Raw genomic sequence first — 23788 nt, forward strand, 5'->3', positions numbered from 1 at the left:
GGACACTCACGGCATGAACGACATCACCACCGGCAACGAACTTTCCGAGCGCATTTCCGCTGCGGCCCTCGAGATCGAGGACAAGGTCATCGCGTGGCGGCGCGACCTTCACGAGCACCCGGAGCTTTCCTATCAGGAGACGCGCACCGCCGCGCTCGCCGCCGAGCACCTGCAGAAGCTCGGCTACGAGGTAAAGACAGGCGTCGGCATCACCGGCGTCGTGGGCGTGCTGAAGGGCGGCAAGCCCGGCGGCGTTGTGGCGCTGCGGGCCGACATGGATGCACTGCCCGTCGAGGAGAAGGTCGACCTGCCCTTCGCCTCCAGGGCCACGGCGCAGTATCTCGGGCAGACCGTCCCGGTCATGCATGCCTGCGGCCACGATTGCCACGTCGCCATCCTGATGGGTGTCGCCGAGATCCTGGCCGGCATGAAGGACGAGATCCCGGGCACGGTGAAGCTGATCTTCCAGCCAAACGAGGAAGGCTCCAACGACGGCCGTCCGAGCGGCGCCCAGGCGATGATCGCCGACGGCTGCCTGCAGAACCCGGCGCCGTCCGCGGTGTTCGGCCTGCACGTCACCTCGGGCATCCGCTCCGGCGTGATCGCGCTGCGTCCCGGCGGACTGATGGCCAGCGCCGATCGCCTCAAGATCGACGTCGAGGGTCGCCAGACTCACGGCTCACAACCGTGGCGCGGCATCGATCCCGTCGTCACCTCGGCGCAGATCATCCTGGCGTTGCAGACCATCGTCAGCCGCCAGCTCGATCCCACCCTCACGCCGGCGGTCGTGTCGGTCTCGACCATCCATGGCGGGGTGCGCAACAACATCCTACCCGATTCGGTCGCCATGGAAGGCACCATCCGCACCCACGACGAGGGCGTGCGCGCCGAGATCTGGAAGCGGATCGACAAGACCGCCGGCGCCATCGCCGAGGCCGCCGGCGCCCGGGCCACCGTCACGGTCTTCGACGGCGTGCCGGTGACCTACAACGATCCGCCGCTCACCGACTGGGGCACCACCAGCCTGAAGAACGGTCTCGACACGCAGCGCGTCACCGAGGTGCGCCCGGTGATGGGCGCCGAGGATTTCTCGTATCTCGCCCAGGTCGTGCCGGGCATGTTCTTCTTCCTGGGCGTCGTGCCACCGGACGTCGACCCGCTGCAGGCGCCCGCCAACCACTCGCCGCTCTTCCGCGTCCACGAGCCCGCCCTCAAGTACGGCGTGCGCGCGCTCAGCTATCTCGCGATCGACTATCTGAAGCGGAAGTAGCGAGGAACCAAGCCGGGCATCCCAACACCGACCTCACCCTGACGAGCGAATGCAGTGAGCGTCTCGTCGCGCGGAATAACCTCCGCGCTGGGGTGGGCACGAGCACCGTGTCTGTTGCCCATCCTTCGAGACGCGCCCCCGCGGGGGCGCTCCTCAGGATGAGGTGAAAGACTCTACGCCTTGGCGTAGGCGATGCTCATGGTCTCGGCGACACAGGCCGGACGTTCCTGGCCCTCGATCTCGACGGTCCATTGATAGGTCATGCGGATGCCGCCGTTCGGCATGTCGTCGGCGGCGAGCAGCTTCTGGCGGCCGCGGATGCGAGCACCGACCTGCACGGGGCTGGTGTAGCGCACCTTGTTCGAGCCGTAGTTGATGCCGTTGCGCATGTTCTCGATCTTCAGCACATCGCGGGCGAAGGTGGAGATCACCGAGAAGGTGAGATTGCCGTGCGCGATGGTCTTGCCGTCCGGCATGTCGGTCTTGCAGCGCTCGACATCGACATGGATCCACTGATGGTCGCCACTGGCGTCGGCGAAGGTGTTGATGCGCTCCTGCGTCATGACCAGCCAGTCGCTGACTCCCAGCTCCTGACCGACCAGCGCCTTCATCGCCTGCGGGCTCTCGACGATTCTCTTTGCCATGATGTCCTCCTTCAAGTCCTAGAACCAGGCGCGGGCCGCGCAATAGGCTCAGTTTCATTGCTCCCCATCACTGGTAGCATACACATTCGAGACTGGAGGAATACTGAATGGCGATACGCCAAGCGATTTGGAAGGTCGGCGGAACTCCGTCCCCACTAGCCGCTTCATCTTTGCCAAGTGAGAAGGCTCTTGAAGAGATGATCGTCGCTGCACCAGCCATACTTGACGATCAGTGGATGCTCGTAGGTCGACAAATCGCTACAAGATTTGGCGGCATCATCGATCTCCTGGCACTGGCGCCGGATGGCTCTCTCGTTCTCATCGAACTGAAGCGAAACAGAACGCCGAGAGAGGTAGTGGCTCAAGCTCTCGACTATGCAAGCTACGTTGCTTCGCTCAAATCCGAAGACCTCGCGACAATCTACAGTGCATTCGCACCAGAGAAGGACCTGGCCACCGAGTTCAGATCTCGGTTCGGTACGGTCCTCGACGAGGACACCCTTAATGGCAGTCACCAAATCGTCGTTGTCGCAGCAGAACTCGACGATAGCACTGAACGAATCGTGGCCTATCTTGGAGATCGGGGTATACCCATTAACGTCCTTTTCTTTCAGGTCTTTGCTGACGGCGATACGAGCCTACTGAGTCGTGCCTGGCTCAGAGACACCGCGGAGACTCAGGCCAACGCAGTCAGCGCCGCGAGCGGTACGAGCGAGCCTTGGAACGGGGAGTACTACGTCAACTTTGGTCAGAGTAAAACGAGGGCATGGAGCGAGGCCGTTGAATACGGCTTCGTTTCGGCTGGTGGTGGCAGCTGGTACAGCGGAGCGCTGAAGCGCCTTGATCCTGGCGACCGCATCTGGGTGAAAGCACCGAGCTACGGATTCGTCGGTGTCGGCCGCGTAGTTGCCAAGGCTGCTCGCGCAAACGACTTCCTATTGCCGACGGCAACCGGTGATCGGCCGGCACTCGAGGTTCTCAAGGCCGGTACGTATCACCGCGAATATGCGGATGACCCCGAAAAGTCCGAGTATTTTGTTCCTGTTAAATGGCTTGGCACAGTACCGCTGGAAAAGGCCGTCAACGAAGTCGGACTATTCGGCAATCAGAATACGGTTGCGCAGCCCGCGTCGCCAAAATGGCGGCACACTATCGAGCGTCTCAAGCAGATTTTCACGCATTGGGATGCGTCTACCAGTTGAGATAGCCGGCATCAGCCGCCGATGGCGGCCCGAATGCGGTCGACCGCGGCGTCGGGCGCGGTGAGCACTTGTGTCTTGACCGCGGCACTGACGGCCGCCAGCGCGCGCGAGGTCGAGAAGTGCGCGAGCATGATGGCGTCGCAGTGCGCGAGCTCGGACGCCCGCGCGGCGATCAGCGCATTGTGCCGGTCGGCATCGCCCTTGCGCAGCGCGTCCATGGCGCCCTCGACCACGATCGTCTCGAGCGAGGCCTCAGCGCCCGCCTCGGCGACGAACTGCTCGAACTCCTCCGTCATGGTCAGCACTGACGGCGCGAAGGTCGCGAGCATGCCGATCCGACGGCCCTGGCCGATCGCCTCCCGGAACATCGCCTCGTTGGGCTTCAGCACCGGCACCGGCAGTTCCCTTGCCATGCGCTCGATCGCCGGCCCGAAGGCCGAGCAGGTGACGAGGATCGCCTCGGCCCCGATGCGGTGCGCGTAGCTGCCGAGTTCGACGAAGCGCTCGAACATGCGCGGCGTCAGGTCGTGGTCCTTGGCGCGATCGACCGACAGAGAGGAGTCGAGCAGGTCGATGGCCTCGGCCTCGGGCCACCGCGTGGCGAACGTGCGCTGGATGGGCTCCACGGCGACGGGCGTGCCATGCAGGAGGACAATGCGGGGCTTCTTCGACATGCGGCCGGACTTTCGAAACGAGAATGATTTCAGGAATGCTCGAGGCGGGAGACCAGGCCGCCATCGGCATAGGCCTTCGCCGCTTCGGGCGAGGCGAGCAGCGCCATGAACGCGGCTGCACCTTCTGCGTTCTTGGCATCGGCAAAGATGGCGGCATCGAAGGTGGAGACGGTCTGGACCTCCGGCGGAAATGGACCGGCGACGGCGACGCCGGGGACCGACATCAGCTCGCTCACCTGCTGGATCGCAAGGTCGGCCTCGCCGCTCGCGACCTTCTCGCCGGTGAAGCCCATAGGGATCGTAACGGCGCGCGCATTGACCTCGGCGGCGATACCCAGCCGCTCGACCAGCCCGGTGAAGTAGATGCCGCTCGCGCCCGCCCGCGAATAGGCCACCGCCCGCGCAGACACCAGCGCTCGCTTGAAGGCCTCGACTGTCGAAACGTCGGGCTTCGGTGCGCCTTCACGGACGCCGACACCCAAGATCGAATCGGCGAGACAGACGCGCGTCTCGGGACGCACGATGCGATCGGCGCAGAGCTTGTCCATGGCCCCGTCGATGGCGATGATGACGTCGGCGCGCTGCCCGTCGACGATCGACTTCATGAGGGCCGTGGTCGGACGCCAGTCGATCTCCAGGCGATAGGGCGATGCGGCCTCGAAGGCCGGTTTCAGCCAGCGATTGACGGCCACCTCGAGGGCGAGACCACTCATGACGGCGACGGACGACGGCGATGCCACAGGACCTCACTCCTCGCACATTGGACGTTGCCACTATAGCGGGCTGCAGCCATGGCCGACGGCAAAATGTGCTATCGGTTTACAAAGATTCCGGAAACAGGAGGAGATCCAGTGAGCTTTCGTGCCTCGGGCCATAACTGGCGTCTGTACTGCGGAACGAACGTCCTCGAGGCTCCCCTCAGGGAAGTCGTTGCCCGCGCCGGCGCCAAGCGCGCCTTCGTCATCTGCTCGCCGTCGATCAACGGGCGAACCGACACCGTTCGTCGCATCGAGAAGGCGCTGGGACCGACCTTCGCCGGCGTCTTCGACCGGATCGAAAAAGACTGCCCCTATCCCAACGTCTGCGCCGCCCGGGATGCCGCGCGCGAGGCCAAGGCCGATCTCCTCATCGCCGTCGGCGGCGGAAGCGTGCTGGTGGCCACGCGGGCCGTCGCGATCTTCCTCGGCGAGGATCGCGATCCGTTCGAGCTCATGACGCAGTACCCGGCCGACAAGCCGGCCTACAGTCCGCGCCTAGCGGCGCCGAAGCTCCCCATCGTCAACATCCCGACGACTCCCACCAGCGCGATGAACCGCGCGGGAACGGGGCTGAAGAACGACGACCTGGATCATCGAATGGAGTTCTTCGATCCCAAGACCCGGCCGCAGGCGATCCTGCTGGACCACGACGTCCTGATGACGACACCGTCTTCATCCCACCGGTCGACCGCCACGACGGTCTTTTCCAGTGCCGTTGCAGCCATCGCCGCTGCCGAATCCAATCCGCTGGTCGAAGGCGATCGCCTCCAGGCCTTCCGTCTCGCCTTCCGCTCCTATTCGGGCCTCGCGGAGAAGCGCGACGATGCGGCCTCGCGGGCGGATCTCTGCATCGCGGCCTTCCTGCAGAACCGGGCCGAGGACGATGGCGCCCGCATGGGCGCCAGTTCTTCCTTTGGCGGGGACTACGCCGTCTCCACCGCGCTGCATGTCCAGTTCCCGCATGTCGGCCAGGGGGAGTCGATCTCCGCCATCCACGGTACCCGGATCCGGTTGGAACAGGATGACGATGCGGCCGCGGCGCAAGTCGTGGCGGAAGCCCTCGGCCTCGGTCGCAGCACCGGCCCGATCAGGCCGGTCATCGCCGATGAGCTGGAACGGCTGTACCGCAGCGTGGGAATGCCTGTGCGTCTCAGCGAGCTGAACATCCCGCGATCGGCGATCCCCCTCATCGCCGGGCAGACGGTTAAGAACTTCAATGCCAACGCCGGCGTCCGATCCGACAGCGAACGCATTGCCGCCGCTCAGCGGCTGCTGGAGGCCGCTTACTGAACAAGCTGGAAAACGTTCGCACCCGACGGGCCGCACCGCCGCGCTTCATTCGACGACTCGCCCATCCGCCATCTGCACGATAACGCCGGTGAACTGGGCGGCCGCGCGTGGATCGTGGGTGATCAGGATGACCGTGCGTCCCTCCGTTGCGGCGCGCAGGGAAGCGATCAGCCGGCGCGCGGTCCCGGCGTCGAGATTCTCGGTGGGCTCGTCGAGGATCAGGATACGAGGGTCCCGGAGGAGCGCGCGGGCGAGGACGAGCCGGCGGGCCTGGCCGGCGGATAGCCGCGCGCCCGCTTCGCCGATCCACGTGTCGATTCCCTCGGGAAGGCCGCGCACGAACTCGGCGAGCTGAACGACATCGAGAGCATGTTCCATTGCCGCGGCGTCGGCTTCCGGAGCCGCCATGAGGAGATTGTCGCGGACCGAGCCATTGAAGAGCTGCGCATCCTGCGTGGCGATGCCGACGAGGCGGCGCAGGTCTTCCGGCCGATACCGTTGCAGATCGTGCCCGCCCAGCCGGATCTCGCCCTCGTAGTCCCAGAAGCGCACCAGGAGGCGGCCGAGCGAGCTCTTGCCCGCTCCGCTTGGTCCCAGGATGGCGAGATGCTGGCCGTCGGGAATTGCGAGGTCGAGGCTGTCGAGCGCCGGCGGCAGGTCGGGCGCGTAGCGTAGCCGCACCGATGTGAAGACGATGCTAGCGTCTCGCGGTACGGGCGACGGGTCGGGCCCCGCAACGATGGCCGGGCTTCGATCGGCGAGATCGAAGATGCGGAGTGCCGCCGCCCTCACCTCGCCCCAGCGCTCCATGGCCGCCGGCAGCGGCGCGACCGCTTCGAACGCCGCCAGGGCGGCCAGCGCGAGCGCCGGAACGAGGGCGGGCTCGACCCCAGGCAGAAGACCTCCCGCAGCGACGCTCGCCGCGGCCAGCAGGGTGGCACACCAAAGGGCCAGGCCGGCCGAGAGACCGACCGCCGCCTCGGCGATCACGCCAGCGTTCGACGCGCGGCACTGACTGTCGACCAGCCGTTCGCCCAGCGCGTCGATGACCCCGAGGCGACGGTCGACGGCACCCGCAGCGCGCAGATCCGTCAGGCCCTGAAGCAGGTCGACCGTGGCCACGCGCAGGGCGGCACGAGAAGCGACGGCTTCCGCGCCGGGCACCGCGGCGGCGCGGCGCGCCATCACCGGCACGACACCACCCGCCACGATCAGAAGCACGGCGAGCGCCAGCGCCGTCGGCGGATGCAGGGCGGCCACGACCAGAACGACCGCAACGCTGCAAGCCAGCGCCACGGCGACGGGTGAGGCCAGGCGCAGATAGGCGTGCTGCAACGTCTCGACATCGGCCTGCAGGCTGCCCGCAAGGTCACCGCCACGCCGCGCCTGAAGTTGCCCCGGCGACAGGGGAATGAGCCGCCGGAACAACCAGAGGCGCAGGCCCGCCAGGAGCCGGAACGTGGCCTCATGGCTCAGCAACCGCTCGCCATAGCGTCCGCCGGTCCGCACGATGGCGAAGAAGCGGATGCCGGCCGCCGGGAGGAAGTAGTTCATCATGCCGGTGGTGACCCCGGCGATCGCCATCGCAGCAATGAACCAGCCGGCGACACCCATCAACGCGACGCTCGCTAGCACCGTCGCGCAGGCGACGAGGACCGCGAGCCCCATCCAGCCGCGCCACGGCCGGGCGAGCGCAAGCAGGCGGCGGACGACGGCCATGTCGCTCATGGGGCGAGCCCCGCGTCGCGCAGGAGGCGGGCGAAGCGACCATCGTCTGCCTGGAGCGCGGCGCGGGGCCCCTGTTCCACGATGCGTCCCTCCTCCAGGAACACGACCCGGTCGGCGAGCCGCACGGTGGCGAGGCGATGGGTGACGATCAATGTCGTGCGACCCGCCGCGAGCCGACGGATGGCGTCGGCCACCAAGGCTTCCGTGCCGCGGTCCAGTCCGGCGGTACCCTCGTCGAGAAGCAGCACGCCTGCCCGCTCCTTGAGAAAGGCCCGGGCCAACGCCAGACGCTGCACCTGGCCGCCCGACAGCGTCTCGCCATGCTCGCCAAGCGGCGTGTCATAGCCTTGCGGCAGAGCGGCGATGAACTCATCGGCGGCAGCCAGGCGGGCCGCGTCTCGCACGCGATCGAGGCTGGCGTCGGGATCGCCCAGCCGGATGTTGTCGAGCACGCTGCCCTCGAACATGTGCGGCCGCTGCGGCACGACCGCGACATGGCCGAGCCAGTGCGCGGGGTCGACGTTGGCGAGGTCGTGGCCATTGACGAGCAGCCGACCCGTCTGCGGGCGAAGAAAGCCTAGCAGCAGCGACAGCAGGGTACTCTTGCCCGCGCCGCTCGGCCCGACCAGGGCCACGATCTCACCGGGCACGAGACGCAGCGAGAAATCCCGGAGGGCAGGCCTGCCAGGGTCCGTGCCATGGTCCCAGGCAAAACTTACGCCCTCGCATTCGATCGTGATGGCCGAACCCAGCGCCGGCCGCTCCCGACCCGCCGGCACCGGCGGCTCCGCATGCAGGTCGAGGATGCGCTCGGCCGCGGCCAGGGCTTCCATCCGCGCGTGATAGTCGAGGCCCAACTGGCGCAACGGCGCGTAGAACTCGGGCGCGAGCAGCAGGACGAAAAATGCGGCTTCGAAGCCCAGCGCGCCGTCGAGCAGCCGGAAGCCGATCAGCACGGCGACCAGGGCGATCCCGACCGTGGCGAAGAATTCGAGCGCCAGACTGGACAAGAAGGCGACCCGCAGCACGGCCATGGTGCTCTTTCGATAGTCCTCGGCCGCTTCCGCGAGACGCTCGGCCTCCCGGTCGCCGGCATTCAGAAGGCGCAAGGTGGTGAGGCGCTGCAGCCCGTCGAGCAGCCGGCCGGACAGGCGCAGGAGCCGCAGCCACTGCCGGCGGTTCAGTTTCTCCGCGCCGAGACCGAGCAGGATCATGAACAGCGGGATGACCGGCGCCGTCACCAGCAGCACGAGCCCCGAGATCCAGTCACGCGGCAGGACGACGACCAGCACGAGCGGCGGCAGGACGACGAGCACGCCGAGATGGGCCATGAAGCGCGACACATAGGCGTCGAGGGCGTCGACGCCTTCGAGCACGACGGTGGCGGCCTCGCCCGTGCTGCGGCCTGCGTTTGTTGCAGGTCCAAGCGACGCCAGATGGCGCAGCAGGGCCGAGCGAATGCGGGCCTTCACCCGGGCCGCCGCCGCGAGCCCTGCCCGCCCCGAGGCGTTGGCAAGAACGAAGCGCAGTCCCAGCAGCGGCAGCACCGGCAGCAGCCAGACGAGCGCCGACGAGATCGAGGCCTTCTCCATGACGACCGGGGCGATCGCATGGGCCAGCAGCCACGCCTGCGGCACGGCGAGTGCCGCAGCCAGGGCACCCAGCACGATCGCACGCCGCACGCCGCTCCGCGCCGCTTGCGCGATCTCGCCACGCAGCCAGCGCTCGACGCCGGCGCGCCGACGGCCGGGCGCGTCCGCCGGGGTCCCGGTCATGGGAAAGCGATCGTCAGGTCAGCGCGATGGCCGTTGCGCAGGCGCGTCGACGGCGCTGGAGACATCCAGCGGTTCGCCGGGACCGCGGGCCGCCTTGGCTGCATCCTCCTGTGCCTCGAACAGCACGCCAGCCGAGACAGCAACCAGGACCATGAAGCCCGTACCGAGCAACCACGACAGGTACCAGGGGCCGTAGTCGCCAAGGATGATGGCGAACAGGATGGCCAGGGCCGCGAGCGTCATGGCGATGATGTAGCGCACGAACATGTCCGGCCTCCCCTAGTACGCGTGGTCCGAGGTTTCGACGTGCTTCACGCCGACCTTGCCGCGCATCACCCAGAAGGCCCAGCTCGTGTACCAGATGATGAGCGGCATGAAGATCACGACGAAGCCCACCATCCAGGTCAACGTCACGCGGCTCGAACCGGAGTTCCAGACCGTGAGGCTGTGCGCGGGATTGCTGGAAGACGGCATGATGAAGGGGAACATGGCGGCCCCGACCGTGCCGATCACGCCGATCCAGGCCAGCGCTCCCAGCCACCAAGCGAGGATCGGCCGTCTGATCGTATGGGCGAGCGCGCCCAGCAGAAGCCCGGCATAGACCAGCGCCGGCAGCAGCCACAGCGCCGGATGGGCGGCGTAGTTGGCGAGCAGCCCGCCGGGCACCCGCACCACCTGCTGGTGCAGCGGCGTCTGAGGCACACCGGGAGCGGGTCCCGCCACCAGCTTGAAGCCTTCCATCGTCGAGACCCAGAAGCCCGCGACGGTGAAGATCACGAGCGCGGCCAGGCCGCCCAGGATCGCGGCGCGCCGGGCACGCGCGCCGATCGGATCCTCGGCCCCGCTGGCGAGGCAGGAGCCGCCCATGTAGACGGCAAGCGCGACCGACATCAGCCCGCACAGGACGGCAAAGGGGTTGAACAGCCACAGGAAGCTGCCGGTGTAGAAGGACGTCAGGCGCCAGTCGAAGTGGAACGGCACGCCCTGCAGGACATTGCCGATCGCCGCGCCGAACACGACCATCGGCAGCAGACCGCTCAGGAACAGGGCCGTGTCCCAGACGGCGCGCCAGGCCGGCGAGGGCAGCTTGCTGCGATACTCGAAGCCGAGCGGCCGCAGGATCATGCTCCAGAGCAGCAGCAGCATGACGATGTAGAAGCCGGAGAAGGCGGTCGCATAGACCAGCGGCCAGGCCGCGAAGATCGCACCGCCACCCAGGATGAACCACACCTGGTTACCGTCCCAGTGCGGGCCGATGACGTTCAGCGCCACGCGCCGTTCCGAGTCCGTGCGTCCGACATAGCGCAGGAGGGTGCCGACGCCCATGTCCATGCCGACCATGGCGCCGATGCCCGTCAGCAGCACGCCGAGCAGCACCCACCAGACGACCAGGAGAATCATGTAGGTTTCCATGACGCGTCTCCCTCAGTGCGCCGCGAGCGTGCGGCCGGCAGCCGCAACGTGGGGACTTGCAGCATGTTCTTCCGGTCCCTTCCGGATGAACAGGAGCATCAGGTAGATCTCGACGATCGCGAAGGCGGTGTAGAGCAGGATGAAGCCCGACAGCGAGAACACCATGTAGGCGACGCTGTGGGTCGAGGCCGAGAGCCAGGTCGGCAGCATCTCGTTCACCGTCCAGGGCTGGCGCCCGACTTCGGCAACCAGCCATCCGAACTCACACGCGAGAAACGGCACCGCCACCATCAACAAGGAGGCCCACTGGAACCAGCGTTGCCGCTCGACCTGGTTGGAGAGGGTCATCAGCGTCGCCAGCACGAGGTAGGCCAGCATCAGCAGGCCGAAGGCCACCATGATGCGGAACGACCAGAAGACGATCGACACGTTGGGAATGGTGTCGCGCGCGGCGCGGGCGATGTCGGCGTCGGTGATCTTCGACAGGTCACCCTGGGGGGCGTAGCGCAGCACCAGGAAGCCGTAGCCCACGTCCTTGCCATGCGCCTTGAACTGGGCGAGCGCGGCCTCGTCACGCGGATTGGCGCTCAGCTTCTCCATCGCCTGGACGGCCGGGATACCGTTCCGGATGCGCTCCTGCGCCTGGACCTCGAGCTGGTCTATCGCGGGCACGACGCCGTCGAGAGAATGCGTGACCAGGATCGACAGCATCGCGGGAATCTGGATCGTGAAATAGTTCCTCTGCTCGGCCTGGTTCGGAAAGGCGATGGCATTGAAGGCCATCGGCGCCTTCTCCGAGGTCCACAGAGCCTCCATGGCGGCGAGCTTGGTCGGCTGGACCTTGGCTCCGACGTAACCCAGCGCATCGCCCAGCGTGATGACGCCACCGCCGCCCAGCATGCCGAACACCGCGGCGACACGGAACGAGCGCCGCGCGAGATCGAGGTGGCGTCCCTTCAGCATGTACCAGGCGCTGATGCCGCAAACGAAGATGGCCGCCGTCACGTAGCCCGCGAGCACTGTATGGACGAACTTCGACTGGGCATCGGAGTTGAAGAACAGCGCCCCGAAATTCTGCAGTTCCATGCGCATGGTGATGGGATTGAATTCGGCGCCCTGCGGATGCTGCATGAAGCTGTTGGCGACCAGGATCCACAACGCCGAGAAATTCGAACCCAGCGCGACGGCATAGGTCACGATGAGGTGCTGGGCCTTGGACATCTTGTCCCAGCCGAACACCATCAGCCCGATGAACGTCGATTCCAGGAAGAAGGCCATCAGGCCTTCGATGGCCAGCGGCGCGCCGAACGTGTCGCCGACGAAGCTCGAATAGAAGGACCAGTTGGTGCCGAACTGGAACTCCATGGTGAGGCCGGTGGCAACGCCCAGGGCGAAATTGATCAGCAGCAGGCGAGTCCAGAACTGGGCCATCTGCTTATAGATTTCGCGGCCCGTCGTGACATAGACGGTCTCCATGACGGCCAGCAGCACCGTGAGGCCAAGCGTCAGGGGCACGAACAGGAAATGGTAGAGGGCGGTCGCGGCGAATTGCGCCCGCGACAAATCCACGACGAGGTCATTCACCATCGATCAGTCCCCTCTCCCCTACTCATGTGCTGAAGAGACACTCCAGACACCGATCAACATACCACTTTCGGACGCCTTGTTCATGCGACCCTGTCGACAGGTCCGGCTCGATTGCTCGCAACGGCTTCGGGACAGGAATGTCGCAGCAAGGTTGTCGGGTTCTGTCGATCGACCATCGCAGGCTGTCTCGCTCCTGGCACCACCCGCGTCAGCTTCATGCGAATGCATTGCGGCCGTGTCCCGGGCCGAGGAGACAAACCAACGTTTGGGCGAACCATACGAACGGGTCCCACGATCAACCTTTTGGGTGATGCCTGTCCGGACGCACGATGCGGTACGCAGCGTCATCCTGCTGCGGAGACTGCATCATGCATCTGTCGACTCTGCGTCCGGCCGGACGAAGGATGTGCGTGGCACTCGCCATGGTGGCCGTAGCGGCCTTCATGGAGCTACAGACTTGCGCAACATGGGCGCAGTCGCCCGAGCCGAACTCTTCAGACGGGGCACAGTTGCCCGTCGTCACGGCCATCGCGTCGGCCCGCGATGTGCCGACCTACCTGACGAGCATCGGCACGGTCGTTGCCAGCAAGACCACCGTCGTCCGAAGCGGGATCGAAGGCGAACTCACCGAGATCGATTTCACGGCCGGCCAGCGGGTTCAGGCCGGCGACCTCCTCGCGCGCGTGAACGCCGGCGAAAACCCGGCGCAATCGGGTGTAACCGCCCCCGTTTCCTACGAACTTCGATCGCCTGCTTCAGGTATTGTGGGCAAACCGCTGCACCGCCTCGGTGACCTCGTCACCCCTGCCGAGAGGACAGGCCTCGTCGCCATCCGCCAGATCGACCCCATTTACGTGGAGTTCGTGCTGCCGCGGCCGGCACTTTCGGCGCTACGGCGGCGTGGAGCGGACGGCCCCGTGCGGGTGTGGGCGTATGGTGAAGATCGGGTGCATCCGGTGGCGGAAGGCAGGCTGGTTCTCGCCGACAACGGAAGCCCAAGACGCGCGCGTGAGGGAAAGCTCGAAGCCACCTTCTCCAATGAGGACCACGCGCTGTTGCCGGGATTGCGTGTAAAAATCCAGGTCCGCGGCACCTCCGATAATGCCGCCCTAACGGTCCCCCTGTCCGCCGTGCAGCGATCCGCCAGCGGCTACTTCGTCTATTTGGTAACCGCGAGCCGTACCGCCCATATCCGCCCTATCGCCCTGGGAACGGTTACCGAAGGGATCGCGGTCGTCCGCGATGGGCTCGAGCCGGGTGACGTCGTCATAACCGACGGCCAATATCAGCTGACCGAGGGGAGCCGGGTCGCCATTGTCGCCGGTCCGCAGCCGCCGGCCAGGCGACAGGCGACAGGGACCTTGGGCGGAACCCGGGAAAAGACTCCAGGTGACAGAAAAATGACAATACAAATCAATGAGTTAGGCCGCCTGTGACCATTGTGGCAAATATGCAACATTTGTTGGACGGATAAGGCGGGCTTCGCCACTATGCCCTTGGCCATCGGCTACCTGGTACTGGCTCCAAGGGGAACGAATTCATGGCTTTGAGAAACGGGCGCGGCACCACCTCAAACGTACAAACAGTCCTCAAGGCGACGGCTTATTCGATCACGGTCCTGGCGGCCGTGGCTCTCTTCGGAACGGCAGGCACTCTATCTCCCGCCATGGCGCAGGCCAGCAAGGCACCTCCCAAGGCGAAGTTCAAGCCGGTGGCCAAGGCCGCCCCGGCCGATCCGACGGATCGCATGGCCGACGAACTCAATGCCAAGTGGCAGCAGAACAACGGCGCGTTCGCCGGCTTCAACGCTGCGGCGCCCGCCTCCGGCGTGGTGCCGGCCGCTTTCTCGGCCGGCCCGGCGGCCGCCGCCCCCGGCAAAGGCGGCAATGAATGGGGCGACAAGCTGGTCTCGCGCGCCATGAACTATCTCGGCACGCCCTATCGCTACGGCGGCATCTCTCCGGCGACGGGCTTCGACTGCAGCGGCTTCGTCTACTATCTCTACGGCGCGGTCTTCGGACAGCGCATCCCGCGCATGCCGCACGAGATGGTGCGCGAGGCCACGCCGGTCGCGCGCAGCGACCTGCAGAAGGGCGACCTCGTGATGTTCGGCTATCGCGGCACCATCACCCATGTCGGTATCTACAGCGGCAACAACCAGTTCGTGCACGCCACGCATCGTGGCTCGCCGGTCATGGTGACGTCGCTCGACGCCGACTACTACAACACCCGCTACCTGAAGGCGGTCCGGCTCACGCCGCAGTAGCGGCGACCCGCCTAGCCGTATCGCCAACCGGTACGGCCGAGTGACGCAAACCTCTCCGCCCGGCAATAATGACGCCGGGAAAAACGGAGAAGAAGAATGCCGGCGTCGTACGAAACCCATCGCAAGCAGCTCGAACTGATCCTCGAGGCTTGGGGCATGCCCAAGGCGACGGCGGCCGGCACTGCCGAGATCATGAGCTGGGCCGACCTCCACGGCATCGACACGCACGGCATCTCGATGGTGCCGCCCTACGACGAGCGCCGGCTCGGCAACAAGCTCAACGTAACCGCCGAGCCGAAGGTCGTGAAGGAAACGCCGGTGTCGGTGCTGATCGACGGCGGCGGCGGCCTCGGCCATCCCGCCGGACGGCGCGCCATGGAAATCGCCATTGAGAAGGCGAAGAAGACCGGCATCGGCGTGGCGGCGGTGCGCAACTCGGGCCACTTCGGCGCCTGCGGCTTCTATGTCCTGCAGGCGGTCGACGCCGGCTTCATTGGCCTGGCGACCACCTCGGCAAGCGGCATCCAGGTGGCGCCGACCAATGGCGCGCAGGCCCGCCTCGGCACCGACCCGATCGCTTTCGCCGCGCCCGGCAAGCCGGGCAAGCCGTTCCTGCTCGACATGGCGACCACGACCGTGGCGGCCGGCAAGATTCGCAACAAGGCGAACGAGGGTCTGCAAACGCCGCCGGGCTGGCTGGTGACCAGGGACGGCCAGCCCAGCACAGACCCGCACGAAGTCAGCAAGGGCGGCTTCATGACGCCCCTCGGCGGCACCCCGGAAGGCAGCAGCCACAAGGGCTACGGCCTCGGCGCCATGGTCAACATCCTGAGTTCGGCACTGTCGGGCGGCGTGATGGTGACCGACCCGACGCGCAACACGCGGCCGGGTCCGATCGACATCGGCCACTTCTTTCTCGCGATGGATCCCGGCATGTTCCGCGACACGGCGGACTTCCAGGCCGACGTCGCCGCGTTCTGCGATACCTTGCGCGCGACCCGGCCGGCCGATCCGGCCAGGCCCGTTCAGGTGGCAGGCGATCCCGAGCGCCGCACCGCCGCCGCGCGCCTGAAGACGGGCATTCCCGTCGGCCCCAACCTGCTCGCCAAGGTCAAGGAGATCGCCCTGGCCTCGGGGGCAGAGTGGATCATGGAGGGCTGACGGTCCTCGCCATGCCCGTCTCGTGGCGCCCCTCCCCGGCGCGGCTGCTGCCCGCCAATCCCGCGCTATACGACGGACCCATGCTGTCGTTCTGGGTGGCGATCGTCTGGCTCGGCGTGATCACCGTGCGCTCCTGCATCCACCTGCTGGCGCCGGACGGCGGTGCGCAGTCGATCGCCACGATCGATGTCGCGGCCGTCGCGGGCGGCCCGAACATCGTCGCGATCTTTGGTCAGTGGGGGGCCATCCAGCTTCTTCTCGCCCTGCTGCTCTGGGTGCTGCTGCTGCGCTGGCGCGGGACGGTGCCGCTCGTGCTGCTGGTCTTCGCACTCGAGCCCGTGCTTCGAGGCCTGGCCGGACACCTCAAGCCGGTGATGACGACCGGCACGGCCCCGGGCGCTGCGCTCAACTGGCTCGTGCTGCCGGTCATGGCATTCTTCTTCTATCTGTCGCTCTGCCCGGCGCGTCGCTGACCGCTCCCTTCACCGGCTCGGCCAGAACGTGACCTCACCCGTGGGCTTGAACTGGACTCCATAGGAGGCGCCGTTCAGGCACACGGCCGTCAGCACGACGTCGTATCCGACCTGTCGCGGGGACTCGATCCTGTGGATGCCGCTGCAGGGAGCGCGATCCCTGACCAGGGCTTCCATCAAGACCGTCTTCAATCGAGGCATCAGACTTCGGTCATCGGGCGGTGGAACACCGAATACAGCGACGAGCTGCGCCGCCATCCAGCCGGGCGCCACGTACAGGGCCACGCCAACGAGTCCTACCAAGAGGACCATGAGAATTCCGACGAGCTTTCCCACGAAGCACTCCCCTATGCGGGAATGGACTCGCCGATGGCCTTGGCGTCAACCAGCGCGTCGATCTCGGCTTCGCTGTAGCCGACTTCCATCAGGACCTCACGCGTATGCTGGCCGAGCGTGGGCGGCAGGCGACGGATGGCGGCGGGGCTTTCCGAAAAGCGCGCCGGCGGGCGGGCCTGCTGGATGGTCCCTTCGGTTGGATGCTCGAGCTTCTGAAACAGGCCGACGGCCTTCAGATGCGGCTGCTCGCCGATCTCCGTCATCTTCGCGAACGAGGCATGCGGAACGTCGATCCGGAGGAGCAGCTCTTCCCATTCCGCCGTGGTCCGTTCGAGCGCGATCTCCTTCATGCGCGCGTAGATCGCATCGATGTTGGCCGCCCGCTTGATCGGATCGCGAACGGAGAACTCCTCGATGCATTCGGGATGCCCGACCGTCTCGAAGAAGGTGCACCAGTTCTCGCCGGAATAAGGGAGCATGGTGAGCCAGCCGTCCCTGGTCTTGACGGGCTTGCGTTCCTTGACGCGCTTGTATCCCGCGGGCCCGATCGGGGGCACGAAGGCATGACCTCCCAGCATCTCGATGCTGTTGAAGGCCGCGACGGTCTCCAGCATCGGCACCTCGACCAGCTGCCCCTTGCCGGTGCGCTCCCGATATACCAGCGCCGCAGCCACGGCGCCCGCGAGGGCCAGTCCGCAGAGCTTGTCGCCGACGAGGCTCGGCACGAAGGCGGGCTCGTCGTCGGACCCGATGGAAGAGGCAAGGCCGGAGGAAGCCTGGACGATCTCGTCGAAGGCCGGCCGCTTGGCCCAGGGCCCGTCCTGGCCGAAGCCGGTCGCGGCCGCATAGATGATCCTGGGATTGAGCGCCTTGCAGGCCTCGTAGCCGAAGCCCAGCCGTTCCAGCGCGGCGGGACGGATGTTCGTCACCAATGCGTCGGCCTGCGCGATGAGGCGTCGAAGCACCTCCGCGCCGCCGGCGGTCTTCAGGTCGACCGCCACGCTGCGCTTGTTGCGATTGGCAGCCATGAACTGGCCGCTCATGCCCCGGTTCCGGAACTGGCCGGTGTAGCGCCACTGGTCACCGGTGAGCCCCTCGACCTTGATGAGCTCGGCGCCCCAGTCGCCCAGCGTCTGGGCGCCGAAGGGACCGAAGAGGACAGTCGTCAGGTCGAGAATTCGGATGCCGGCGAGCGGCCCGGTCGGCACGGTCATTGCAATCCCTTGCAGAAGGTTGGTTCGACCTCTCAGATAGACAAGCGCGCGCACCGACGAAAGGGCAGCCAGCCGAGCATCGAAATGCAACGGCTGCAGAGGTCCCTTTGCCGCATAAGACCGGGCCGCATCAAACCGGGTTCGTCGGGCCCGAAGTCAAGCGCCGCATGTGGCGGCGCATGCCGTGATAGTCGTTGATGGCATTGTGCATCGTGCGCCGGTTGTCCCAGATCGTGATCGTGCCGGGTTTCCAGTGGACGCGGCAGGTGAACTCGGGCCGGGTCGCATGCGCCTGCAGCCAGTCGATCATCGGCTTGCTTTCCTCCGGCGTCATGCCCTCGAAAGCGACGGTGTGGCCGATGCTGCAATAGAGCGCCTTCTGGCCGGTCTCGTCGATCGTGCGCACGATCGGATGCACAGCCTCATATGAATCGGCATCCTCGGTGCCGGTGATCTTCATGCCGCCGACCACCGAATGGTGCGCCTTGCGGCCGCCAAGATGCTTGAGGCCAGCACTGTTCACGCCCCTGAGCGTGCCCAGCATCTCCTTCATGCGATCCGAGAGACTCTCGTAGGCCGCGACCATGTCGCAATAGAGCGTGTCGCCGCCCCGCTCGGGCGTCTCCAGCGCATAGAGCAGGGTCGCGAGCGGCGGGGTCTTCATGTAGGTCGTGTCGGAATGCCAGCCGCCGCCGAAATTGCGCTTCTCGGACGGCTCCTTGACGATGTCGAACAGGAACGGGAAGTCGTCCATGCCCTTCACGAAGGGATAGTGGTTGGGCTCGCCGAAGCGTGCGCCCACGTCCATCATGCCCTGCGGCGACAGCTCCTGGTCGCGGATCGCGATCACCTTGTAGTCGAGGAACGCCTGGTGGACTTGCGCCCAGTCATGGTTGTCCATGGTACGCAGGTCGACACCCGTCACCTCGGCGCCGAGGGAACCTGCAATCGGCGTCACGGTGATGCTGCTGGCCATACGTTTCTCCTGAGTCTGCTTCTTCTTCAGGGGAGCAATTAAAGACCCTGCCCGCCGGCAACGGCAATCACCTGACCAAATGGCAGGTTCCGCGTCGCGAGCCCCGGCGCATAGCCGGCAGCCCGTGTCGGCGGGTAAACTTCGGGGCAAAACCAAACGGATACGGGATGAAAAAAGACAGCAGCACCTTCTGGAAAAAATCGCGGGTCGAACTCCGGGCCGCCGGCTTCGAGCCAGACAAGACGGCCCAAGCCAGCGCCGTGGTCACGATCGCGAGCGCCTACACCAACGCCCATCGCTGCAACAACCGGGTGCGCACGATCAGCGATCTGCTGGTCGAGCTGCTGGCCGAGCGCGGCGGCAATGGGTTGATCGTCGGGGCGCCGGCCGTGTCCGATGCGCTGACCCAGGGCACCCCAACCGCAGGCTACAGTCTGGTGTCGCGCGACGTCGTGGCCGACTGCTTCGAGATCGGACACTACGCCCATCACGGCGATGCGATGATCGTGATCTCCGGCTGCGACAAGACCGGCGCCGCTGCTCTGATGCCGCTCGCCCGCACCAACGCCTTCGGCCTAGTGCTCTATCCCGGCACCAGCTCGCCCGGCCGCGTCTCGTTCGGCGCCTGGGCGGCGAAGGGCAACAACCTCACCATCATGGACTATGTCGAGGGCCGGGCCGCCAACGAGGCCGGCCGCATCTCCGGCGAGGAGCTGCTCGAGCTCGAGAGCAACGTCATGCCGGGCAGCGGCACCTGCGGCGCGATGTTCACCGCCAACACGATGAGCACCATCGCCGAGGCGATCGGCATGATGCTGCCGCGCGGCGCCTCGCATCCGGCCGACTACAAGGCCGGCAGCGACATCCATGCCGACGTGCAGGCCCAGGCAAAGGCGTCGGTCGACGCGCTCTATCGGCTGATGGAGGCCGGCATCCGTCCGCGCGACATCATGACGGAGAAGGCCTTCGAAAACGCCATCGCCACCGTCTATGCGATGGGCGGATCGACCAACATGTACCTCCACCTGCTGGCCATCGCGCGCGAAGCGCAGGTGCCGATCACCATCGAGCGCATCCAGCAGGTCGGCGAGAAGGTGCCGCTGATCTGCAATCTCCAGCCGCACGGGCCTTACGCGATGGTGAGCCTGCACGAGATCGGCGGCGTGCCCATCGTGATGAAGGAGCTGCTGCGCCACGGTTTCCTCCATGGCGATGTCATGACCGTGACCGGCAAGACGCTGGCCGAGAACCTGGCTTCCGTGCCCACCCTCGAAGAGCTGGGCCCGCAGGACATCGTCGTATCCGTATCGAAGCCTTCGGCGCCAGCGAACAATCATATCAGCGTGCTGAAGGGCAACCTCGCGCCGGAGAGCTGCCTCCTCAAGCTGAGCGGCAAGACGCTGGAAAAGGGAGAGTTCCGCGGCATCGCGCGCGTCTTCGAGTCCGAGGCCGACACGATGAAGGCGATCCGTGCCGGCGAGGTCGTGCCCGGCAACGTCGTCGTCGTGCGCAACGTCGGCCCGGTGGGCGGTCCCGGCATGCCCGAGATGGTGATGCTCACCATCCAGCTGCAGGGGCGCGGCCTGGGCGAGGACGTGGCCCTGATCACCGACGGGCGCTTCTCGGGCGTCAGCCACGGCATCCTGATCGGCCACATCTCACCGGAAGCGGCGCGCGGCGGCCCGATCGCCGCGGTGCGCGACGGCGACACGATCGTCATCGATCCGAATGCGCGAACCCTGAACCTCGAAATCTCGGACGAGGAGCTGGCCCGCCGCATGGCCGACTGGCGCCCGCCCGCCCCGGAAGACCGCCCGCGCCCAGGCTCCGTGCACGACAAATACACGAAGCTGGTTTCGTCGGCGCATTACGGTTGCGTAGTCTAAGCCATGGAGCGCGCCACTGGAGCGGCGCGCTCCAATGACTACGATGCGGCAGCCGCGAACTTGGCGCGGCTGCGCATCAGCGGCTGGATGCGCTGCCCGAACTGTTCGATGCCGATGATGAAATCGTCGAAAGTCAGCATCACGCCGGCGAGGCCGTCGATCTCGGCCATCTCGTCGAGCAGGCGCGCGACCGTGGCGTAGGAGCCGATCAGGCGCGAGCCATTGTTGGGCAGAGGCTCGCGGCGGCGGATGCGGCCGGCGGTCGAGTTGGCGGCGGCGAACTTGTCGGACGCCGCCTGGTCGGAGCGCCAGCCGATGGCGTCGAGGTCGACGCCCGCCTTGTAGTGCTCCCACTTGGCCATCGCGGCTTCGTCAGTCTCGTCAGCGATGATCATGGTGAGGGCCAGCGCCTTCACGTCGCGGCCCGCGGCGGCACAGGCCGTCTTGAGGCGCGCAACGGCGTCGGCGCAATCGCGCGGATCGTTGGCCTCGCCCTGGCCGCTGCAGAAATTATAGGTGCAATGCTCGGCCGCGAACTTCATGCCGGCGTCGCTGGTGCCGGCAGAGATCAGCTTGATCGGCCGCGACGGCAACGGCGAGAGCCGGCAGTCGTTCATTTTGCAATAGTCGCCCTTGAAGTCCGAGCGGCCGGTCTCCCAGAGCTCCTTCATCACCGTCACGTACTCGGTGACCATCTCGTAGCGATGCCTGAAATGCTCCTCGCCCGGCCACAGGCCCATCTGGTCGTACTCGGCCTTCTGCCAGCCGGTGACGAGGTTCACGCCGAAGCGGCCCTTCGAGATGCTGTCGATCGTCACGGCCATGCGCGCGGTGATCGCGGGCGGCAGGGTGAGCACGGCGACTGTCGCGATGAGGTCGATGCGCGTCGTCACCGCCGCGAGACCCGCCATCAGGGTGAAGGATTCGAGGTTGTCGTCCCAGTAGCGCGATTTCCCGCCGAAGCCGCGCAGCTTGATCATCGACATGGCGAAGTCGAAACCGTAGCGCTCGGCGCGCTGCACGACCTCACGGTTGAGGTCGAAACTCGGCGTGTACTGCGGCGAGGTCGACGAGATCAGCCAGCCGTTGTTGCCGATGGGAATGAAGACACCGATTTCCATCCTGCACCTGCCTTTGATACCGGACAGGCAGCAAGCGTCATGCCAGCGGTGGTGCACGGGCTCCGGGCGTTTTCCGGTCCCAAATGGCACAGAATCTGCTGACTCGACCTGTATAGACAGGCTACAGGTTAGGCATGGGGACCGAACAGAATTTGCCGGAGACGGACGACTCGGCGGAGCGCTATCGGCAGGATGGCGCCATCGTCCTGCGCGGCGTCTTCGACGCCTGGGTCGAACCGCTGCGCGCCGGGGTCGAGGCGCTGATGGCCAATCCCAGCTCGCTCGAACGCACCGTCCGGCCGGCCGATGGCTCCGCCCCTTTCTTCCAGGACCTGTGCAACTGGCAGCGCATCCCCGAATTCGAGGCCTTCGTCTGGAAATCGCCGGCCGCGGCGATCGCGGCCCGCCTCATGGGCTCGCGCACCGCGCGCTTTTTCCATGACCATGTGCTGGTGAAACAGCCGGGCGGCAGCACGGTCACGCCCTGGCACCAGGACCAGCCCTACTATTTCGTCGAGGGCCGGCAGAGCGTCAGCTTCTGGATCCCGCTCGATCCCGTGTCGCGCGATGTCGTGATGGAATGCATCAAGGGTTCGCACCTCTGGGGCAAGGGCTTCCGCCCCATGCGCTTCGACGGCACGCGGCTTTATGCCAACGACGATTTCGAGGTGATGCCCGACATCGAGGCGATGCGCCCGACGCTCGACATCGCGGGCTGGGACATGCAGCCGGGCGATGCCATCGCCTTCAATTTCAGCACCGTCCACGGCGCGCCGGCGAACCAGTCGCCGCGCGCACGCCGTGTCTTCTCGGCGCGCTGGGTCGGCGACGACGCGGTGTTCGCCAAGCGCGCCGGACGGACTTCACCACCTTTCCCCGACCTCAGCTTCGAAGGCGGCGCCCCGTTCGACGCCCCGATCTTCCCCGTCGTCTATCGTTCGTAACACTCACGCCAGGAGCTCATCGATGTCCAAGTTCACAGCATTTGCCGCCGTCGTTGCGGCGGCGGCCTTCGCCGGCGGCGCCCAGGCGCAGGACACCAAGGTCGCCATCGGCATTTCCGGCTGGACCGGCTTCGCGCCGATCACGCTCGCCAAGGAGGCCGGCATCTACAAGGCCAACGGCCTCGACGTGACGATCAAGAAGATCCCGCAGAAGGACCGCCACCTCGCGATCGCCTCCGGCGACCTGCAGTGCGCCGCCACGACGGTGGAGACCTGGATCGTGTGGAACGCCAACGGCATCGCCACCACCCAGCTCTTCAAGATGGACCAGGGCATGGGCTCGGACGGCATCGTCGCCCGCAACGACATCTCCAAGGTCACCGACCTCAAGGGCAAGACCATCGCCGCTTCGGCGCCGGGCACCAACCCGCACTTCACCCTGGCGTGGATACTGAAGAAGAACGGCATGTCCCTGAAGGACGTGAAGCTCGTCACCCTCGAGCCGGCACCCGCCGCCAATGCCTTCGTCACCGGCAAGGACCTCGACGCCGCCGTGACCTACGAGCCCTATCTCAGCCTGGTGCGCGACAAGCCCGAGACCGGCAAGCTGATCGCCGATTCGCTGCAATACCCGATGGTGTTCGATTCGTTCGGCTGCACGCCGAAGTTCATCAAGGAGAACCCGAAGGCCGTGAAGGCGCTGGTCGAAAGCTACTTCCAGGCCCTCGACATGATCCAGAAGGACAAGCAGAAGGCCTTCACGATCATGGGCGCCGACGTGAAGCAGACCGCCGAGCAGTTCGAGAAGTCGCAGGCCAAGATCAAGTGGGCTGACCGCGAAGCCAACAAGAAGTTCTTCAGCGGCGAGATCCAGGCCTTCAACAAGGAAGCCGCCGAGCTGCTGCTCGAGATCGGCGTGATCAAGAGCAAGCCCGACAACATGGATACGCTCTTCGACACGACGTACATCAAGTAGCCAGCCTTTTGCCTCCCCCGTCAGCGGGGGAGGTGCCTCGTCTTACGAGGCGGAGGGGTCATGCCCCCTCCGTCGGCGTAGGACGCCGACACCT

22 protein-coding genes are annotated in these 23788 nt (G+C 66.2%); 10 read left to right on the plus strand and 12 right to left on the minus strand.

Annotated elements, in window-relative coordinates; all coding sequences use genetic code 11:
* Positions 1-13 precede the first annotated feature (13 nt).
* On the plus strand, positions 14-1270 hold the full coding sequence (locus tag Q0Q48_RS13315; RefSeq protein ID WP_295138322.1) for an amidohydrolase: 1257 nt from the start codon (positions 14-16) through the stop codon (positions 1268-1270).
* Between the two features lie 173 nt (positions 1271-1443).
* Here the strand turns inward: Q0Q48_RS13315 and Q0Q48_RS13320 are convergent, their stop codons facing one another.
* Complete coding sequence (locus tag Q0Q48_RS13320) at positions 1444-1914, minus strand: MaoC family dehydratase (protein WP_293868968.1); 471 nt, start codon at positions 1912-1914, stop codon at positions 1444-1446.
* Between the two features lie 107 nt (positions 1915-2021).
* On the opposite strand from Q0Q48_RS13320, the gene Q0Q48_RS13325 reads away from it, so the two are divergent.
* Positions 2022-3116 carry an endonuclease NucS domain-containing protein gene (locus Q0Q48_RS13325; protein WP_295138325.1) on the plus strand — a complete coding sequence of 365 codons (1095 nt, stop codon included), beginning with the start codon at positions 2022-2024 and terminating at the stop codon, positions 3114-3116.
* A gap of 11 nt (positions 3117-3127) precedes the next feature.
* On the opposite strand, the gene Q0Q48_RS13330 is transcribed toward Q0Q48_RS13325, so the two are convergent.
* Positions 3128-3790, minus strand: a complete 663-nt coding sequence (locus tag Q0Q48_RS13330; RefSeq protein ID WP_295138326.1) for an aspartate/glutamate racemase family protein — start codon at positions 3788-3790, stop codon at positions 3128-3130.
* Positions 3791-3819: 29 nt separating this feature from the next.
* Positions 3820-4503: a substrate-binding domain-containing protein gene (locus Q0Q48_RS13335; protein ID WP_295138328.1), complete on the minus strand. Its 684-nt coding sequence runs from the start codon at positions 4501-4503 to the stop codon at positions 3820-3822.
* A gap of 138 nt (positions 4504-4641) precedes the next feature.
* Between Q0Q48_RS13335 and Q0Q48_RS13340 the strand changes: the two genes are divergently transcribed.
* Complete coding sequence (locus tag Q0Q48_RS13340) at positions 4642-5838, plus strand: iron-containing alcohol dehydrogenase (RefSeq protein ID WP_295138330.1); 1197 nt, start codon at positions 4642-4644, stop codon at positions 5836-5838.
* 45 nt (positions 5839-5883) lie between these two features.
* On the opposite strand, the gene cydC is transcribed toward Q0Q48_RS13340, so the two are convergent.
* Genes cydC through Q0Q48_RS13365 form a run of 5 tightly spaced genes read right to left on the minus strand, consistent with a single transcriptional unit; the run spans position 5884 to position 12341 of the window.
* Positions 5884-7566 carry a thiol reductant ABC exporter subunit CydC gene (cydC, locus tag Q0Q48_RS13345; RefSeq protein WP_293868960.1) on the minus strand — a complete coding sequence of 561 codons (1683 nt, stop codon included), beginning with the start codon at positions 7564-7566 and terminating at the stop codon, positions 5884-5886.
* Positions 7563-9341, minus strand: coding sequence for a thiol reductant ABC exporter subunit CydD (cydD, locus tag Q0Q48_RS13350; protein ID WP_293868958.1), 1779 nt, complete (start codon positions 9339-9341; stop codon positions 7563-7565). Before cydD ends, cydC begins: the two co-directional genes overlap by 4 nt.
* A gap of 18 nt (positions 9342-9359) precedes the next feature.
* A complete protein-coding gene (locus Q0Q48_RS13355) occupies positions 9360-9608 on the minus strand; it encodes a hypothetical protein (protein ID WP_293868956.1) in 249 nt (82 codons plus the stop codon).
* Between the two features lie 12 nt (positions 9609-9620).
* Positions 9621-10754, minus strand: a complete 1134-nt coding sequence (gene cydB / locus Q0Q48_RS13360) for a cytochrome d ubiquinol oxidase subunit II (protein ID WP_295138334.1) — start codon at positions 10752-10754, stop codon at positions 9621-9623.
* A gap of 12 nt (positions 10755-10766) precedes the next feature.
* On the minus strand, positions 10767-12341 hold the full coding sequence (locus tag Q0Q48_RS13365) for a cytochrome ubiquinol oxidase subunit I (RefSeq protein WP_295138336.1): 1575 nt from the start codon (positions 12339-12341) through the stop codon (positions 10767-10769).
* A 368-nt stretch (positions 12342-12709) separates the two neighbouring features.
* Here Q0Q48_RS13365 and Q0Q48_RS13370 point away from each other — a divergent pair, with 368 nt between their 5' ends.
* The 4 genes from Q0Q48_RS13370 to Q0Q48_RS13385 all read left to right on the plus strand — a co-directional run bounded on the left by Q0Q48_RS13370 (position 12710) and on the right by Q0Q48_RS13385 (position 16241).
* A complete protein-coding gene (locus Q0Q48_RS13370) occupies positions 12710-13777 on the plus strand; it encodes an efflux RND transporter periplasmic adaptor subunit (protein WP_295138338.1) in 1068 nt (355 codons plus the stop codon).
* Positions 13778-13881: 104 nt separating this feature from the next.
* Positions 13882-14607 (plus strand): C40 family peptidase, encoded by a 726-nt coding sequence (locus Q0Q48_RS13375; RefSeq protein WP_295138339.1) that lies wholly within the window; start codon positions 13882-13884, stop codon positions 14605-14607.
* A 96-nt stretch (positions 14608-14703) separates the two neighbouring features.
* Entirely contained in the window at positions 14704-15768 is a 1065-nt protein-coding gene (locus Q0Q48_RS13380) for an Ldh family oxidoreductase (protein ID WP_295138341.1), read from the plus strand.
* An 11-nt stretch (positions 15769-15779) separates the two neighbouring features.
* Positions 15780-16241, plus strand: a complete 462-nt coding sequence (locus tag Q0Q48_RS13385; protein ID WP_295138343.1) for a hypothetical protein — start codon at positions 15780-15782, stop codon at positions 16239-16241.
* 9 nt (positions 16242-16250) lie between these two features.
* On the opposite strand, the gene Q0Q48_RS13390 is transcribed toward Q0Q48_RS13385, so the two are convergent.
* The 3 genes from Q0Q48_RS13390 to Q0Q48_RS13400 all read right to left on the minus strand — a co-directional run bounded on the left by Q0Q48_RS13390 (position 16251) and on the right by Q0Q48_RS13400 (position 18767).
* The gene (locus Q0Q48_RS13390) at positions 16251-16577 is read right to left on the minus strand and encodes a hypothetical protein (RefSeq protein ID WP_295138345.1); all 327 of its coding nucleotides are present in this window, start codon (positions 16575-16577) and stop codon (positions 16251-16253) included.
* Positions 16578-16588: 11 nt separating this feature from the next.
* Positions 16589-17791: a CoA transferase gene (locus tag Q0Q48_RS13395; protein WP_295138347.1), complete on the minus strand. Its 1203-nt coding sequence runs from the start codon at positions 17789-17791 to the stop codon at positions 16589-16591.
* 130 nt (positions 17792-17921) lie between these two features.
* On the minus strand, positions 17922-18767 hold the full coding sequence (locus Q0Q48_RS13400) for a TauD/TfdA family dioxygenase (protein ID WP_295138349.1): 846 nt from the start codon (positions 18765-18767) through the stop codon (positions 17922-17924).
* 167 nt (positions 18768-18934) lie between these two features.
* Between Q0Q48_RS13400 and Q0Q48_RS13405 the strand changes: the two genes are divergently transcribed.
* Positions 18935-20653, plus strand: coding sequence for a dihydroxy-acid dehydratase (locus tag Q0Q48_RS13405; protein WP_295138351.1), 1719 nt, complete (start codon positions 18935-18937; stop codon positions 20651-20653).
* 38 nt (positions 20654-20691) lie between these two features.
* Here Q0Q48_RS13405 and rutA read toward each other — a convergent pair whose 3' ends face one another.
* Positions 20692-21774: a pyrimidine utilization protein A gene (gene rutA / locus Q0Q48_RS13410; protein WP_295138354.1), complete on the minus strand. Its 1083-nt coding sequence runs from the start codon at positions 21772-21774 to the stop codon at positions 20692-20694.
* 134 nt (positions 21775-21908) lie between these two features.
* Here rutA and Q0Q48_RS13415 point away from each other — a divergent pair, with 134 nt between their 5' ends.
* Positions 21909-22718, plus strand: coding sequence for a phytanoyl-CoA dioxygenase family protein (locus tag Q0Q48_RS13415; protein ID WP_295138356.1), 810 nt, complete (start codon positions 21909-21911; stop codon positions 22716-22718).
* Between the two features lie 22 nt (positions 22719-22740).
* The gene (locus Q0Q48_RS13420; RefSeq protein WP_295138358.1) at positions 22741-23694 is read left to right on the plus strand and encodes an ABC transporter substrate-binding protein; all 954 of its coding nucleotides are present in this window, start codon (positions 22741-22743) and stop codon (positions 23692-23694) included.
* Positions 23695-23788 lie beyond the last annotated feature (94 nt).

The organism is uncultured Reyranella sp. (assembly GCF_945957355.1).
Classification (GTDB): domain Bacteria; phylum Pseudomonadota; class Alphaproteobacteria; order Reyranellales; family Reyranellaceae; genus Reyranella.